This is a genomic window from Lentzea flava, assembly GCF_014648475.1.
GTDB classification, from domain to species: domain Bacteria; phylum Actinomycetota; class Actinomycetes; order Mycobacteriales; family Pseudonocardiaceae; genus Lentzea; species Lentzea flava.
In genome coordinates, this window is sequence record NZ_BMRE01000055.1 from 34,480 (window position 1) to 49,879 (window position 15,400).

At 69.1% G+C, this 15,400-nt stretch carries 19 protein-coding genes; 7 read left to right on the top strand and 12 right to left on the bottom strand.

The window, feature by feature from the left end:
- Positions 1 to 4 precede the first annotated feature (4 nt).
- The 6 genes from IEZ09_RS38305 to IEZ09_RS38330 form a co-directional block, all read right to left on the bottom strand.
- Positions 5 to 1,363 (bottom strand): GGDEF domain-containing protein, encoded by a 1,359-nt coding sequence (locus tag IEZ09_RS38305; RefSeq protein WP_229813326.1) that lies wholly within the window; start codon positions 1,361 to 1,363, stop codon positions 5 to 7.
- A gap of 316 nt (positions 1,364 to 1,679) precedes the next feature.
- Entirely contained in the window at positions 1,680 to 2,903 is a 1,224-nt protein-coding gene (locus IEZ09_RS38310) for an MFS transporter (RefSeq protein WP_189258744.1), read from the bottom strand.
- Between the two features lie 567 nt (positions 2,904 to 3,470).
- A complete protein-coding gene (gene rlmB / locus IEZ09_RS38315) occupies positions 3,471 to 4,442 on the bottom strand; it encodes a 23S rRNA (guanosine(2251)-2'-O)-methyltransferase RlmB (RefSeq protein ID WP_189258745.1) in 972 nt (323 codons plus the stop codon).
- Positions 4,443 to 4,447: 5 nt separating this feature from the next.
- Positions 4,448 to 5,842 (bottom strand): cysteine--tRNA ligase, encoded by a 1,395-nt coding sequence (cysS, locus tag IEZ09_RS38320; RefSeq protein ID WP_189258746.1) that lies wholly within the window; start codon positions 5,840 to 5,842, stop codon positions 4,448 to 4,450.
- On the bottom strand, positions 5,839 to 6,462 hold the full coding sequence (locus tag IEZ09_RS38325) for an HAD family hydrolase (protein ID WP_189258747.1): 624 nt from the start codon (positions 6,460 to 6,462) through the stop codon (positions 5,839 to 5,841). The genes cysS and IEZ09_RS38325 overlap by 4 nt, the downstream gene beginning before the upstream one ends.
- A gap of 25 nt (positions 6,463 to 6,487) precedes the next feature.
- Complete coding sequence (locus tag IEZ09_RS38330; protein WP_189258748.1) at positions 6,488 to 7,432, bottom strand: toll/interleukin-1 receptor domain-containing protein; 945 nt, start codon at positions 7,430 to 7,432, stop codon at positions 6,488 to 6,490.
- Positions 7,433 to 7,486: 54 nt separating this feature from the next.
- Here IEZ09_RS38330 and IEZ09_RS38335 point away from each other — a divergent pair, with 54 nt between their 5' ends.
- Positions 7,487 to 7,771, top strand: coding sequence for a DUF6191 domain-containing protein (locus IEZ09_RS38335; protein ID WP_189258749.1), 285 nt, complete (start codon positions 7,487 to 7,489; stop codon positions 7,769 to 7,771).
- On the opposite strand, the gene IEZ09_RS38340 is transcribed toward IEZ09_RS38335, so the two are convergent.
- Genes IEZ09_RS38340 through IEZ09_RS38355 form a run of 4 tightly spaced genes read right to left on the bottom strand, consistent with a single transcriptional unit; the run spans position 7,768 to position 9,836 of the window.
- A complete protein-coding gene (locus IEZ09_RS38340) occupies positions 7,768 to 8,160 on the bottom strand; it encodes a PPOX class F420-dependent oxidoreductase (protein ID WP_189258750.1) in 393 nt (130 codons plus the stop codon). The genes IEZ09_RS38335 and IEZ09_RS38340 overlap by 4 nt on opposite strands.
- A complete protein-coding gene (gene ispF / locus IEZ09_RS38345) occupies positions 8,124 to 8,618 on the bottom strand; it encodes a 2-C-methyl-D-erythritol 2,4-cyclodiphosphate synthase (protein ID WP_189258751.1) in 495 nt (164 codons plus the stop codon). Before ispF ends, IEZ09_RS38340 begins: the two co-directional genes overlap by 37 nt.
- Positions 8,615 to 9,307 carry a 2-C-methyl-D-erythritol 4-phosphate cytidylyltransferase gene (ispD, locus tag IEZ09_RS38350; protein WP_189258752.1) on the bottom strand — a complete coding sequence of 231 codons (693 nt, stop codon included), beginning with the start codon at positions 9,305 to 9,307 and terminating at the stop codon, positions 8,615 to 8,617. The genes ispF and ispD overlap by 4 nt, the downstream gene beginning before the upstream one ends.
- A gap of 40 nt (positions 9,308 to 9,347) precedes the next feature.
- Positions 9,348 to 9,836, bottom strand: coding sequence for a CarD family transcriptional regulator (locus tag IEZ09_RS38355; protein WP_065915127.1), 489 nt, complete (start codon positions 9,834 to 9,836; stop codon positions 9,348 to 9,350).
- A gap of 230 nt (positions 9,837 to 10,066) precedes the next feature.
- On the opposite strand from IEZ09_RS38355, the gene IEZ09_RS38360 reads away from it, so the two are divergent.
- Positions 10,067 to 10,843: a hypothetical protein gene (locus tag IEZ09_RS38360; RefSeq protein WP_189258753.1), complete on the top strand. Its 777-nt coding sequence runs from the start codon at positions 10,067 to 10,069 to the stop codon at positions 10,841 to 10,843.
- A 67-nt stretch (positions 10,844 to 10,910) separates the two neighbouring features.
- Here the strand turns inward: IEZ09_RS38360 and IEZ09_RS38365 are convergent, their stop codons facing one another.
- Complete coding sequence (locus IEZ09_RS38365; RefSeq protein WP_189258754.1) at positions 10,911 to 11,339, bottom strand: DoxX family membrane protein; 429 nt, start codon at positions 11,337 to 11,339, stop codon at positions 10,911 to 10,913.
- A 152-nt stretch (positions 11,340 to 11,491) separates the two neighbouring features.
- On the opposite strand from IEZ09_RS38365, the gene radA reads away from it, so the two are divergent.
- The 3 genes from radA to IEZ09_RS38380 all read left to right on the top strand — a co-directional run bounded on the left by radA (position 11,492) and on the right by IEZ09_RS38380 (position 13,691).
- On the top strand, positions 11,492 to 12,877 hold the full coding sequence (radA, locus tag IEZ09_RS38370) for a DNA repair protein RadA (RefSeq protein ID WP_229813327.1): 1,386 nt from the start codon (positions 11,492 to 11,494) through the stop codon (positions 12,875 to 12,877).
- Positions 12,870 to 13,091, top strand: coding sequence for a hypothetical protein (locus IEZ09_RS38375; RefSeq protein WP_189258756.1), 222 nt, complete (start codon positions 12,870 to 12,872; stop codon positions 13,089 to 13,091). Before radA ends, IEZ09_RS38375 begins: the two co-directional genes overlap by 8 nt.
- A 69-nt stretch (positions 13,092 to 13,160) precedes the next feature.
- Positions 13,161 to 13,691, top strand: a complete 531-nt coding sequence (locus IEZ09_RS38380) for a hypothetical protein (protein WP_189258757.1) — start codon at positions 13,161 to 13,163, stop codon at positions 13,689 to 13,691.
- Here the strand turns inward: IEZ09_RS38380 and IEZ09_RS38385 are convergent.
- Entirely contained in the window at positions 13,663 to 14,475 is an 813-nt protein-coding gene (locus tag IEZ09_RS38385) for a helix-turn-helix domain-containing protein (protein ID WP_189258758.1), read from the bottom strand. The two genes, IEZ09_RS38380 and IEZ09_RS38385, sit on opposite strands and share 29 nt — an antisense overlap.
- A gap of 103 nt (positions 14,476 to 14,578) precedes the next feature.
- Here IEZ09_RS38385 and IEZ09_RS38390 point away from each other — a divergent pair, with 103 nt between their 5' ends.
- Entirely contained in the window at positions 14,579 to 14,929 is a 351-nt protein-coding gene (locus IEZ09_RS38390) for a VOC family protein (RefSeq protein WP_189258759.1), read from the top strand.
- A 4-nt stretch (positions 14,930 to 14,933) separates the two neighbouring features.
- On the top strand, positions 14,934 to 15,338 hold the full coding sequence (locus IEZ09_RS38395) for an SRPBCC family protein (protein ID WP_189258760.1): 405 nt from the start codon (positions 14,934 to 14,936) through the stop codon (positions 15,336 to 15,338).
- Positions 15,339 to 15,400: the final 62 nt, after the last annotated feature.

Sequence of the window (15,400 nt, forward strand, 5' to 3'; positions counted from 1 at the left end):
GACCTCAGGCCGTGCGCGTGGTGATCGGCTTGGTGATGTCGTCCGCGCGCGGCGCGGGCATCAGGCGCGGCGGGATGTCCAGGCCCGCCACGCGGACCTGGTTGCGGCCGTTCTCCTTGGCCTTGTAGAGGGCCGCGTCCGCCGAGTGCTGGGCCGTGGCCATGTCCGGGCCGTTGTCCGGGATGACGGCCACGCCGATCGAGGCGGAGATCGCCTGCAGCGTCGCACCCTCCGGCTCCGGCGGCTGGATCTCACGGCCGTAGAGCGTGACGACGTTGCGGTGCTTGTCGGTCGTCGGGACGGCCAGCGAGCCGATGGCCTCGCGGATGCGTTCGGCGATCGTCACGCCCTGGGCCACCGGGGTGTCCTTCAGCGCGACCACGAACTCCTCGCCGCCGTCGCGGCCGGCCACGTCGCCTGGGCGGAGCTTCTCGCGCAGGATGCGGCCCACCTCGGCCAGGACGGCGTTGCCAGCCGGGTGGCCCCAGGTGTCGTTGATGCGCTTGAAGTGGTCGAGATCGATGACCAGGACGGTCATCGGTTCGCCGTCGATGCGGCAGCGTTCGGCCAGGCGGCCCGCGTACTCGGCCAGGCCGTTGGTGTTGAGCAGGCCCGTCCGGTAGTCGGTGTGGGCGTCGGCGGCCAGGCGCTGATGGAGCTGTTCCTGTTCGCGCAGCAGGCGTTCCAGGTGGGCCCGGCGTTCTCCCGCTCGCGACAGCAGGGCGTTCACCAGGATCACCGGGACGACCAGCAGCAGCGGGCCCACCCAGTGCGACGTCATCAGCATGCCGAGCATGGCGCCGGCGCCGAGGGTGCTCATCTCCAGCATGTTGTCGACTTTGGAACCGAGGAAGTCGAGGACCTTGGAGTTCGGCGTGACGATTTTGAACGCCACGGCGACCGTCATCACCTGGATGAACCAGTAGAGAACCGCGGTGATTGCGAGAACAAGCACCAGCCCGAGGTCGGTCGGAACGTTTCCGGTGGCTGCCAGAGAAACACCCGAAAGGTGGACGACTGCCCACGACAGGAGGGTCGAGGCCAGCATCGAGGCGGTGCCGAAGACGAAGCGGTAGGGCTGGCGGCGGGCGATGGGCTGGATCAGGATGCGCATCCAGATCGTGGCGATCACGGCCAGCCCGCCCGGTAGGGCCACGGCCGCGGCAAAGGTCCAGACCGAGGTCAGGTCGATGTGGGGGCCGGAGGCCTCGTTGCGGCGGGCCTCTTCCGCTCTGCGTACCACGGTCAGGTGAATCGTGATGGCGGCGATGATCGCGCCGAAGCGGAGCCAGTCCGCGGGGGAGACCGCGGTCAGCTTGGTGAGCAGCCAAACGGAGGCCGCCGCGACGGCTGCTTCGAGCACGAAAAAGTACGCGATCGCACTAGGCGCAACGGTCCAAAGGTCCCAGTTGCGAATCGGAGTCAAGCCGAGTACCCGCGATCGCCCGCGATCAGTCAAACTGTTCTTCACCACGACCCCCTACGCTCATGGCAATCATGAGCAAAGCCGCCGCTGACCAGGTCGTAGACCTACCGCGCTGCTGCTCGTCGCAACGAGGAGGTGCCTTCCATGTGCAACCGTGACTTCTGACTCCGCCTTCCTCGAACCGCTTCCAATCGTGCACCTTGATCGTCTGGTGCCCCTTACAACGGATATCGCTATTGGTGACCGTTCTGTTTCAGATTGCCACCGCCTTCGAGTCGTTGCGACCGCGAGCGCGGCGCCACGCGATGGTGGCCTGTGTCGCCAGCAGCAGTCCGATACCGCCCGCTCCTGCGATCGTTGCTGTGATCGATCCGACCGAATGGGCGACGACACCGGCCAGCGCCATTCCTCCGCCCTGGCTCGAACGCAGCGCCGCGCGCCCGATGCCATAAGCCCTTCCTCGGTACTGGTCCGGTAGCAGCCGCATCCACGCCGAACGAGCCGGCGTGTGATAAGCACCGCCTATACCGGCAATCACCAGCAAAACGATCGTCCACGTCAGGTTCGGGTTGAACGCGAACATGATCAATGGCGCCAGCGACAGGATCGCAAGAGGACCGATCAGCCGTTCACGTTTCGCCGGATCTCGCACGAGACGGAAGAGCAGCGCCACGCCCAGGACGTTCGCCGCGGGTTCGATGGCCAGGATCAGGCCCACCGCCCACACCGCGTTGAGGCTCGCCGCCAGCGGGACCGCGAGTCCTTCCGGGACCATCGCGAGGCCCGCGAGCAGCCGGACGCCCAGCAGTGTCCTCAGGCGCGGATCCGACACCATCAGCGTCAGCGCGCCGCGCGGCTCGTCGTCCTTCTTCTTGCGGCCCAGCGGATCGGCGGCCGGCCGGTGCTGCACGGACACCTGCACGAGGATCGCCAGGAGGGCGAACGTGCCGGCGTTGATCGCGAGCGCCACGCCGGGGCTCGTGTGGGCCACGAGGAAGCCGGCGGCGGCGAGGCCCGCCATCTGAGCTATGTCGACAGACGTGCCGAAGAGCGCCACGCCGTCGTCGTAGCGGTGTGCCGGTAGGACGTGCGGGAGGCTCGCCTCCTGGGCCGCGAGGTACGGCGAGGAGATGGCCAGCACCACCACCAGCAGCACGATCATGGCCCAGAGCGGCATGCCCGGAATGGCCATCGCGCCCATCAGCACGGCCTGTGACCACGCCGTCGTGACCATTACCGTGCGTCGTGGGAAGCGGTCGGCGACCCAGCCGAGCAACGGACCTGAAATCAGTGGTGGGAAGAGCGTCAGCGACCAGGTGAGCGCGGTCCAGGCAGCGGATTGTGTTCGTTCGAACACGAGCAGTGACAATGCCACTGCCGCGAGTTGGTCACCGACGGTCGAAGTGGTCGAACCGATCCACATGGCGCGGAACTCACGCAAACCCATGAGGTCGCGGAGCGCGCCGCGCGTCGTCATGCGAGACCTCGGCGAGCCGCGCCCCGCGCGCGGCGAATCAGCACGTCCTGATTCGCTCTACGCCGAGTCACGTCGCCCCCGCCGGTGGTAATCAATTTCTATCGACAATCACGGTAGAAGCTGCCTGACCGTTCAACGTCTGTCCTACCACAGTGTGTACCTAAACGGAGCAGACCAGTTACCTAAAGTAGTTACAATAGCGAAACGCAGGGCTGATCTTCTTCACAGTTGACCTCGGGTTCGCCTGATTGGACCCCAAATGGTCACAGTCTGTGTCAACTGGTGCCAAACGGGTGTCATCAGCTCGGCCAACCGGTGCAACCCGCTCCGACTCATGCTCGCAGAACTGGCAATTGGCGACCACAGGAGAACGTACCCGCGCTCGGGAGCGTCGGGTAATAGGCCACGCCGTTTGTCATGGCAGTCACTCGCACACTTCTGGCAAGAGCGGAGACCGCCGTTTCCCGCCCGCCGCACCGAAACCGGTTCAGCGGGCAGGAAAACGATCACTAACGTCGGGGAATGGACGCCATTGGCGTCGTGAACCGACCGATAACGTCAGCTGCGTCAGCCCCTGGCCGCGACCCGGCGGCGCCGCGCGATCTCGGCCAGCACGACACCCGCCGCGACGGACGCGTTGAGCGACTCGACGCCCGTGGCCATCGGGATCGACACGGTCTGGTCGCACGTCTCCTTCACCAGACGGCCGAGACCGCGGCCCTCGGAGCCCACGACCACGACCAGCGGACCGGTCGCGAGGTCCAGACCGTCGACGTCCACGTCGCCGTCCGCGTCCAGGCCCACGATCATCAGGCCCGCCTCCGCCCAGTCACGCAGCGTGCGGGTGAGGTTCGTCGCCATCGCGATCGGCAGCTTGGCCGCCGTGCCCGCGCTGGTCCGCCACGCCACCGCCGTCATCGACGCGCTGCGCCGCTGCGGCAGCACCACGCCGTGCGCGCCGAACGCCGCCGCCGAGCGCACGACGGCACCCAGGTTGCGGGGGTCCGTCACGCCGTCCAGCGCCACCAGCAGCGGCGGCTCGCCGGCGCGCTGCGCCAGTTCGAGCAGCTCGTCGGGGGAGGCGTAGTCGAACGGGGGCACCTGCAGGCCGAGGCCCTGGTGCATCGCGCCGCCGGTGATCCGGTCGAGCTCACCGCGGGCCACCTCCAGCACGGAGATGCCCCGGTCGGCGGCCAGGCGCACGGCCTCGGCCACGCGGTCGTCCGCGTCGATGCCCAGCGCCACGTACAGCGCCGTCGCCGGCGTGCCCGCGCGCAGGCACTCCACGACGGGGTTGCGGCCCGCCACGGTCTCGGCCTGGGCCTTCTCGACCTTCTGCCGGCGCTGCTGCTTGACCGCCTCGGTCTTCGCGGCCGCCTTGGCGCGCTTGTAGGCCGGGTGGTTCGGGCGGTCCGACGCCTTCGGAGTCGGGCCCTTGCCCTGCAGCCCCTTGGACTTCTGCCCGCCGGAGCCGACGACCGCGCCCTTCTTCGAGCCCGGATTGCGCATCGCGCCCTTGCGCTTGGAGTTGCCAGCCACGGAAGTCAGTCGTCCTTCAACGTCCACTGCGGACCGTCGGGGGTGTCCTCGACGGCGATGCCCGCCTCCAGCAGCTGGTCGCGCAGCGTGTCAGCACGCGCGAAGTCCCTGCTCTTGCGGGCTTCCTGGCGCTCGACGAGCAGCCGATCCACGAGCGTGGTCAACGCCTGCCGCATGCCGAGGTCGGCAGCGGAGACGTCGTCCCACTTCGGCGACAACGGGTCGACGCCGAGGATGTCGGCCATCCGGCGCACGCACTCGGCGGCCTCGCGGGCCGCGTCGTGGTCGCCGTCGGCGAGCGCCGTGTTCCCCTGCCGCACCTTGTTGTGCAGCGCGGCCACGGCCTGCGGGGTGTTCAGGTCGTTGTCCATCGCAACGACGAAGTCCGGGCACATGTCGCCGCGGAGCTCCACCTGCCCGACGCGCTCGACGACGCGCCGCAGGAACGACTCGATGCGGCCGTACGCCGTCACCGCCTCGTCCAGCGCGCCCTCGGAGTACTCGATGTGCGAGCGGTAGTGCGGCGTGACCAGGTAGTACCGCAGCTCCTGCGCGCGGACCTTGTTCAGCATCGCCGGGATGGACACGGTGTTGCCGAGCGACTTGGCCATCTTCTCGCCGGACAGCGTCACCCAGTAGTTGTGCATCCAGTAGTTGGCGAAGCCGTCGCCGGCCGCGCGCGACTGGGCCTGCTCGTTCTCGTGGTGCGGGAAGATCAGGTCGAGCCCGCCGCCGTGGATGTCGAACGTGCTGCCGAGGTACGTCGTGGCCATCGCGGAGCACTCGAGGTGCCAGCCGGGCCTGCCGTTGCCCCACGGCGTCGGCCAGGACGGCTCACCGGGCTTCGCGGCCTTCCACAGCGTGAAGTCGCGCGCGTCGCGCTTGCCGCGCACCGCGGCCTCGCCCTGCTCCACCGAGTCGAGCTTCTGGCCGGACAGCGCGCCGTACTCGGGGAACGAGCGCACGTCGAAGTAGACGTCGCCGTCGACGTCGTAGGCGTGGCCCTTGTCGATCAGGCGCTGCATCAGCTCGACCATCTGCGTGATGTGGCCGGTGGCGCGCGGCGCGTACGACGGCGGCAGGCAGCCCAGCGCGTCGTACGCCTCCTCGAAGGCGCGCTCGTGCGTGTACGCCCACTCCCACCACGGCCGGTCGTGCTCCGCGGCCTTGGTGAGGATCTTGTCGTCGATGTCGGTGACGTTGCGGACCAGCGTGACGTCGGCGCCGTCGCGGGCGAGCCAGCGCCGGAGGACGTCGAAGTTCAGGCCGCTGCGGACGTGCCCGATGTGCGGGATGCCCTGCACGGTCGCCCCACACACGTAGATCGACGCCGTTCCGTTGACCTGCGGGTGGAACTCCCGCATGCTCCGGCTCGCCGTGTCGTAGATGTGGAGGCTCACACGGGAATGGTACGGGCCACATCCAAAAGAGCAGTGGGCCGGTCACTCGTCGGAACCGGATTGACAAGCCGGAAGGCGCAACCGATGGCCTCCGCGCCGCCGTCGGCCTCCTCGCTGTCCCCGACCATCACGGCGTTGCGCGGGTCGACGCCCAGCCGTTCGCACGCGGTCGTGAAGATCTTCGGGTCCGGCTTGATCACGCCTTCCTCGTAGGAGAGCACGAACTCGTCCACGAGGTGCGTCAGGCCGAACCGCTCGAACACCGGGCGGATGTCCCAGCCGATGTTGCTGACGACCGCGACGGGGATGTCGGCGAGGTGCTCCAGCGCCGCCTTCGTGTCCGGGTAGGGCTGCCACGACTCCGCGTCGATCAGCTGGTCGTAGAGCGCCTCGGCGCTCGGCACGTTCGCGTCGTTGAGCACCCGGACGTGCACCCAGCGGTGGACGTCCGGGTCGAGGTCGCGGCGGAACCACGCGTCGACGAGCTCGGGATCCATGTCGTCGGCGATACCGACCGGGGCGGTGAGCGCACGCATCAGGTCCGCGTTGGACGCCAGCTCGGGGTGCTCGAGCCGGAAGAGCGTGCCGGAGAAGTCGAAGAGCGCGGCGTGGATCGTCACGCTGCCGACTCTACGTTCTCCGCCGCTAGGTGGTCTGGACCTTTTCGAGCTCGGCCGCGACCGGCGAGGGGTCGTAGGTGAGGACGAGGTGCAGGTCGCCCGCATTGCGCTCGGTGGCGGCCGTGAGCTCGGCCACGAAGGCCTCGACCTGCTTGAGCGGCTGGTCGGCGAGGCGGGCGGTCAGTTCGTAGAGCACGCGAAAGCGCTCCGGCGGCGTGGTGCCGCGCAGTTCGGCTGCCCAGTCGAGCAGTTCCTCGTACGCCTCCACGAAGCGGTTGGCGAGCAGCCGGATCCGGTCTCGATCGCCCGGCCGTCCGGCAGGCCCGAACGCCCACTGCTGCTTGCCTGGCGAGAGCAGCTCCCCGAGGCGGTTGACGATCTCGTCGAACACTCGGGCGCGCGCCCGGTAGTTGTCGAGCGCGTCGGTGTCCGCGGTGATCGTGCGGCCAGGGGTGACCTCACCCAGCTCGTGGCTGATCTGCTTGTCGCCGAGCTTGCCCATGTGCAGCGCGACGGTGTCGGCGAACAGCTGGTACTCCCAGCCCGGCTCCGGTGCGCCGGTCGCGACCCCCACCTTCGCCGCGATCATCGCGGCCAGCTCGCGCGGAGTGCGGTGGCGCAGGTCGATGTAGCCCGTGCCGACCCGCAGCGCGGGGATCTCGGTGTCGTCGAACCGCGCGGGCAGCACGTACTCGGTGTCGGAGACGAGCGCGCGGTCGAACGCGGCCTGGCGCTCGTGCTTGGTCCACATCTTCTGCGCGTAGGCCCGGGAAATGAACATCACGCAGAACCGCGAGTCCTTGCGGTAGATCTGGTCGAGGTGCTCGACCAGGTTCTTGCCCCACAGATCGGCCTGCTCGTCGGTGTCGTAGAAGCGGGAGACGCCTAGATCGGTGAGATGGCGGGCCACCTCTTCGACGTAGTCACGGTCTTCGCCGGCGAAGGAGAGGCACACGTCGTACTTGGGCACCCCTGCGATGGTAGTGGCGGGAACCACACCGCCGTGCCGGGAGTTCACCAGGACATGACGGTGGGGATGCTGTGGGCGATGTCGTTGCCGGGCCTGGTGACGATCTTGTTCGTGCTGGCCGTGATCGAGTGGGTGGTGCGGCGCAAGAAGGGCGGAACGCCGCTCGCGACGATCAGCTTCGACGAGCTGGGGGCGACGTTCGAGGGCGGCAAGCGCGACGAACTGGAACACCGCAAGGAAGAACGGCAGCGTCGTGACGACGAGGGAGACGGCGCGCCGCCGCCGCGAAGCCGGATCGACCTCGACGGCGGCACGGCCGTGCTGAAGCTGCCGGACTAGAGGTTGCCGGTGGTCTTCGACACCTTCACGCGGACGATCACGCGTACGTTGTCCGTGCCGACGTCGCCCTTGTAGTCGTCGCCGGTGTACTTGCGCGCCAGCTCGTGGATGAGGTCGTCGCCGCCCTCGGTGGTCATCGACGCCTCACCGCGGAACTCCGTGTAGTGGTACGGGTTGTCCTTGTCGATCACGGTGATGCTCACCCGCGGGTCACGCCTGAGGTGACGTTCCTTCGCACGGCCGACGACGGTGGAGAACAGCACGTCGTCGCCGTCACGCTTGATCCACACGACCGAGGTCTGCGGGCTGCCGTCCTTGGCGAGCGTCGCGACCGTGGCGTAGTTCGCGCTGTCTAGGAGAGCGCGCTGTGGTTCTGAGAGGGTGGCCATGCGATCAACAACGCCGTGGCGATCGCCGCGATTCCCTCGTTCCGGCCGGTGAGACCGAGTCCGTCGGTCGTGGTGCCTGCCACCGAGACGGGGCCGCCGACGGCTTCGGAAAGCGTTTTCTGGGCTTCCTCGCGGCGCTTGCCGATGCGCGGCTCGTTGCCGATCACCTGCACTGTGGCGTTTCCCACACGGAAACCGGCCTCCTCGATGAGGCGGCGGACCTCCGTGAGCAGAACCACTCCGTGCGCGCCCGACCAGCGCGGGTCGGACGTGCCGAAGACCGCGCCCAGGTCACCGAGGCCGGCGGCCGAGAGCAACGCGTCGCACAGCGCGTGGGAGGCCACGTCGCCGTCGGAGTGACCCGCGCAACCGTCGACGCCCTCCCACAGCAGTCCGGCGATCCAGCACTCGCGACCTGCCTCGATCGGGTGGACGTCGACGCCCTGGCCGATCCTCACTGCTGGCCTCCGGTGAAAAGTGCTTCCGCGACCGCGAGGTCGAACGGGGTGGTGATCTTCATGGCGTGCGGGTGCCCGGGAACCGTGTGGACCTTGCCGCCGTTCTTCTCAACGAGACCAGCGTCGTCAGTCGCGGCAATACCGGAGCAATAGGCGGCTCTGAGAGTCTCGGCGCGGAAACCCTGCGGGGTCTGGACGACCCGCAGACCGGCCCGGTCAGGTGTGGAGACGACAACTCCGACCTCGTCCACCTGCTTGATCGTGTCGGCCACCGGAAGCACCGGGATGACGGCGTCGTGCCCGTCGCGCACCGCGGCCACGACGTCGGCGACCACCTGGGGAGGGGTGAAAGCACGGGCGGCGTCGTGCACCAGCACGATCGAGGTGTCCGGAATCACGCGGAGCGCGTGTTCGAGGGCGAGGCGCACCGAGTCGGTGCGTTCGGCGCCCCCTGAAAGCACGTGCACCGCCCCGCCGGCCGGGGCCAGCGAGGCGGTTGCGGTGTGCACTAGATCCACATCGGACGGTGGAGCGGCGATGACGACGTGCTGAACCTGGCCTGACGCGAACAGACCTTGAACGGCACGGGTCAGCAGCGGTACGCCGTTGACCGGCACGAGCGCCTTGGGCATCCCGTAGCCCAGACGCTCACCCCGCCCAGCCGCGGGCACGAGCGCGACAACACTCATGTCTGCAGCGTTATCCGATGCTCTGTGTGATTGTGGAAAACTACGACGCGGTGGCGAGAACTTCGTCGAGGAGGACCTCGGCCTTGTCCTCGTCGGTGCCCTCGGCCAGTGCCAGCTCACTGACCAGTATCTGCCGCGCCTTCGCCAGCATCCGCTTCTCGCCGGCGGACAACCCGCGATCCTTCTCGCGCCGCCAGAGGTCGCGCACCACTTCCGCAACCTTGTTCACGTCGCCGGAGGCGAGCTTCTCAAGGTTGGCCTTGTACCGCCGAGACCAGTTGGTCGGCTCCTCGGTGTGGGGAGCGCGCAAGACCTCGAAGACCCGGTCGAGCCCTTCCTGGCCGACAACGTCGCGCACGCCGACGATCTCGGCGTTGTCAGCGGGAACCCGAACGGTGAGGTCGCCCTGCGCAACCTTGAGAACGAGGTACTTCTTCTCCTCGCCCTTGATCACGCGGGTCTCGATTGCTTCGATGAGAGCGGCACCGTGGTGCGGGTAGACGACGGTCTCTCCGACCTTGAAAACCATGTGTCCTCTGCCCCTTTCGCTTCCTCCATCCTAACACGTCCGGCAAGGCCGCGAACGCGGCTCGATGATCCGTTAGTGCTGGTCAGGGCCATGCGGGGGGTTGACAAACCACCTGTTCGCGTGCAACGTACGGGCTTGTCAAGATCGATTGGCACCACGTCGAGTCCGCTTTTCGGGCCCCGGTTAGGCTCTTTGCCTGGTGGTTGTTCCCTAGGAAGGACGCTGGAGCCGTGAACTCAGGAGTGTCTCGCCGGATGATCGTGACGGCAGCGCTGGCCGCGGGCCTCGGCCTGGTGGCGGTCGGCTGCAGCGCCGGTCAGATCACCCAGACCGACACCCAGGTCGCCGCCGTCGACGGTGCGAGCGGAAACGCGGGCCCGATCGCGGTGCGCAACGTCATGCTGGCGTTCCCGCCGGACGGCAACCGCTATCACGAGGGTGACTCCGTGCCGATGACCTTCGTCATCGCGAACACGGGCGAGACCCCGGACAAGCTGCTGTCGATCAAGTCCGAGGCCGCAGAGGGCGAGGCCGAGGTCGTGGGCGGCAAGGACATCCCGTCGCGCTACGCGCTGCAGGCCGAGTACGACCCCTCGAAGGCGCCGACGAAGACCTCCGCGCCGTCGTCCTCCGCGCACGCCCCGTCGTCGTCGCACGCGCCTTCCTCGTCGGTGTCGCCGACCTCCGGCGCGCCGACGTCCTCGTCGGTCGCCCCGACGTCGTCCAGCGTTCCGGCGTCGTCGTCCGGTGTTCCGGCGTCGTCGTCCGGCCGCCCGACCGGGTCGTCCTCGGTCTCGCCGACCTCGTCGTCTGCGGCGATTCCTGACGACCTCGAGGTGCTGCAGGTCCGCTGCACGCTGAAGAAGATCAACCGCGAGATCGTGGCGGCGCAGACCGTCAAGGTCACGTTCCTCTTCGAGAAGGCCGGTTCGGTCACGCTCGAGGTGCCGATCGCGCCGTCCGAGCACAAGCGCGTCAGCGAGGGCCACGGAACCGGCGGCCACTGACTTTCCGCTTGCACGAAAAACGCCGCTCCCTCTCGGTGAGGGGGCGGCGTTTTCGCGTGTTCTGCGGTCACGCGGCCTTCAGCATCGGGCGGAACTTGTCGCGGTAGGCCCACGCCAGGCCGATCTCCGCTGCGACGACGAGCACCGCCATGACGGTGCCGCTCGGCTCCAGGAAGACGTGGAACAGGAAGATGTTCACGACCATCGGGGCCAGCATCGCGAGCGCCAGCGGCACGAACCGGCCGATGATCAGCAGGACGCCGGACACCAGCTGGACGCCGGACGCGAGCTGCAGCATGTACCCGGTCGCGTAGAGGGCGGCGCTGAAGGCCACGCCTTCCGGCGCCAAGGTGCTGGGGTCCGGCGCGGGCATGAACATCAGGAAGCCGTTCAGGCCGGTCGTGGCGAACAGCAGGCCGGTCAGCACGCGGGTGACGACGGTCGCGTAGCGGCCGAGGGCGAACTTGCGGGTCTGGGTCGCGGTAGCGGTGGTCACTGTGTCCTCCAGGCTGTTGTGTCCTTCCACTGATGCGTCGAACGGCCACCACGCCGGATCGACAAGTCGGCGAAAAAATCTTCGAACTTTCTCGGCGGGGCCCTGACCTGCGGTTCGCGTTTCTGTCGGTGCCGTGCTCTAACGTTCGGTCCGTGGCGAAGACAGCGCGGCCGATCTTCCGTTGTGCCGAGTGCGGGCACGAGGTGGCGAAGTGGTTCGGCCGCTGCCCCGAATGCCAGGCGTGGGGCAGCATCGAGGAACGTGGCACGGCGTCGGTGACCCGCGTGGTGGCCGGTGCGCCGACGTCCGCGGCGCGTCCGATCGGCGAGGTCGACATCGAGTCGGCGCGGGCGCTGTCGACGGGCGTGGGCGAGTTCGACCGGGTGCTGGGCGGGGGCCTGGTGCCGGGCGCGGTCGTGCTGCTGGCGGGCGAGCCGGGCGTGGGCAAGTCGACGTTGCTGCTCGAGACCGCGCACCGGTGGGCGGAGAACCACGGCCGCTGCCTCTACGTCACGGGTGAGGAGTCCGCGGGGCAGGTGCGGCTGAGGGCGGAGCGCACCGGCAACCTGCACCCGGAGATGTACCTGGCGGCCGAGAGCGAGCTCAGCGCCTTGCTCGGGCAGGTCGACCAGGTGAAGCCGTCGATGCTGATCGTCGACTCGGTGCAGACCATGTCGACGGTGAGCGTGGAGGGCGTGCCGGGCGGCGTCACCCAGGTGCGGACCGTCGCTTCAGGACTCATCGCGATGGCCAAGGAACGCGGCCTCCCGGTGGTGCTGGTCGGGCACGTCACCAAGGACGGATCCGTTGCGGGGCCCCGGGTTCTGGAGCACCTCGTCGACGTCGTGCTCCAGTTCGAGGGCGACCGGCACTCCAGCCTGCGGCTGCTGCGCGGCATCAAGAACCGCTACGGCGCGGCCGACGAGGTCGGCTGCTTCGAGCTGCGCGACGACGGCATCATCGGCGTGCCGGACCCGTCGGGCCTGTTCCTGACGCGCCGGGAGAAGGCCGTCGAGGGCACGTGCGTCACGGTGATCGTCGAGGGCAAACGCCCGATGCTCGGCGAAGTGCAGGCCCTGGTCGCCAAGACGAACCTGCCCGCGCCCCGCCGCGCGGTCAGCGGCCTCGACTCCGCGCGCATCTCGATGGCCCTGGCCGTGCTGGAGAAGCGCGGCAAGGTCAACCTGTTCCAGAAGGACGTCTTCACCGCGACGGTGGGCGGCATGCGCCTGGTCGAGCCCGCCGCCGATCTCGCCGTGGTGCTCGCGGTGGCCTCCGCGGAACGGGAGATCGCCCTGCCCGCCGACCTGGTGGTGCTCGGCGAGGTGGGGCTCGCCGGCGAGATCCGCCGGGTCAACGGCGTCGGCAAGCGGCTGACGGAGGCCGCGAGGCTCGGCTTCAAGAAGGCGCTCGTGCCACCGGACCACGGCCCGCTGCCGGACGGGGTGCGGGCGCTGGTGGCGAACGACCTGGTGTCGGCGCTGGACGTTCTGGGCCTGAACCGGCGGCGCAACGCCGTCAAGGGCGACGATGACTGACTTCGAGCCGCTGCTGCGCCGCGCGGTCGCGCTGGTGCCGGACGACGCGCGCAGTGACGCGGGCCTGTCGCGTGCGGACGTCGAGGAGTACCTGGACCACAACGAGTTCGAGGTCGCGCTCAGCATTCTCGAGGACTTCTTCGACGGGGCCTGGCAAGACGGGGAGTTCCAGGAACTGCTGACGGAGGCGGCCACGCTGCTGCGGCCGGGCTGACCGCGGCCGGGCTGACCGCGGCCGGGCTGACCGCGGCCGAAACCGCGGCTGTGATCGAATACGGAGGTGTTGGGGAGACACGACCGCGAGATCGGTGAGTTGTTGCGGTTCGCGGCGGGCATGGTGCCCCCGGAGGTGCAGAGCGAGGACGTGCTCGACCACCTCGACCACGAGGAGTGGGAGCTGGTTCTCGACCTGCTGGGGGAGTTCGACGGCCACACCTGGCAGACACCGCGGTACTGGGCCCTGCTGGCCGAGGCCGCCCTCCAGATGGGCGTGGACGAGGCCTGGTTCCAGTGGCGGTGCGTGGAGTCGATCCAGGGCGTGCTGCGGGTGGAGCTGGTGCTCGGGCGCGACGCGGAACCGTTGCAGGCCAGGGGAGAACGGCCGACGTGGGACGTCACGGGGAAGCACCAGCGGCTGGCGGCGTTGTGGATCGAGTCCAAGCCGGTGCTGGGGCCGGGAGAACGGGCGACGGCGCGGCTGCGGCCGTTCGTGCCGCCGGCGTGGGCGCATCTGATCCGGGGTGACGTGATCACGTTGCAGGGCAGGTCGCCGGGGACGGCGACGATCATCGAGCGGGTACCGCCGCGGCCCTGAACAGCAGTTTGCGGAGGGCTGTCGGCGTGTGGCCCAGGTGGTCGCGCACCGTTCGCGACAGGTGGGCCTGGTCGGCGAAGCCCAGATCGGCGGCGAGGCCGGCGAGGCTCGTTTCGCCGCCCTCCAACCGGTCCAGCGCGCGGCCCACGCGCACCCGGTTGCGGTAGCGGGTCAGCGACACCCCCAGCTCGCGGGTGAAGGCACGGCTGAGCCGGTACGGCGAGACGCCCAGCAGCGTGGCGAGCGGGATCAGGCCCTCCGCGGCGGGGTGATCGGCACCGATCACGTCGCGGGCCCTGGCCACCAGCGCCGCGTCACCCGCACCGGCTCCGGCGGGGACGGGCGTCGACACCATCTGCTCGACGACCTCCCCCACCAGGCCGACGAGGTGCTCGGCCGAGTCGCCGGAGCGGGTCGCGGCCAGCAGCCTGCGGTGGGCGAGATCGAGCCTGCCGTCGACGTACAGCGACGAACCGGTCAGCCGGGGTGCGTCACCCGCCACGGCACGCCACAGGCCCGCGGTGAGGCTGATCGACGTGCACACGTCGCCGCCCGCGGGATGGGCGAACTGCTCCTCCTCGCCCGGTAGCCCGACGTAGCCGACCGTGCGGTCGAGGTCCGCGGGCACACCGCGGACCCGGCGGCGGAACCCACCGCGGTGCACGAGCACGAGCCGCACGTCCGAGCGCGGCGTCTCGGCCGACCAGCCGCGGTGATCGTCCCGGCAGTTCACCACGGAGACGGTGAACTCCGGACGGGCCGCGAGGTCGACGAACGAGAGCACACCGGCAGGGTAGGCCGGGGGTCTGACAATTCCCGCAAGGATCTTCAAGACCGCACGGCGACTCCGGGCGAGGCTGGTGCGCACGAGAACCGGAGGAGTCATCATGCCCGCACTGGCCCAGCTCACCACGATCGTCCTCGACTGCGCCGACCCCGGACCGCTGGCCGAGTTCTACCGCGCCGTCACGGGGTGGGAGGAGACGTTCAGCGACCCGGACTGCGTCTACCTCGGCGGCGGCGGCGTCCAGCTCGCGTTCGTCCGGGTGGAGGGCTACGAGGCGCCGGCGTGGCCGAGCCCCGTCAAGCAGGCGCACCTGGACTTCCAGGTCGCCGATCGCGAGCTCGCGGTCAAGCAACTGCTCGACCTGGGCGCCACCAAGCCCGAGTTCCAGCCGGGCGACGGGTGGACGGTGCTCGCCGACCCGCAGGGTCACCTGCTCTGCCTGGTCGGCTGATCACATGGCGTACATCAGCGAGGAGATCGTGATCGAGGCCGGCGCCGACGACGTCTGGAAGGTGATCGGCGACTTCGCCACCGGGCCGTCGCGCATGGCGCCGGGGCTGGTGGTGGACACCACGGCCGAAGCCGACCACCGCACGGTCACGTTCGCCGACGGCACCGTGGTCACGGAGAAGCGCGTTTCGGTCGACGACGACGTGCGCCGGATCACCTACTCGGTCGTCAGCGGCACCGTGGCGCCGGAGCACGACAACGCGGTGATGCAGATCGTCCCCGAGGGCGAACGCCGTTGCCGCATGCTCTGGACCCGCGACGTGCTCCCCGACGAGCTGGCCGAGCCGATGGGCAAGGTGATGGCCCACTGCCTGACCGTCGTCAAGCAGACCCTCGACGACGCTCGCTGAAACGCACGCGGGGCCCTTTCGTGCGGCAGGGGCGGTTTCTAGGGGTCCTCGCAACACCTGAT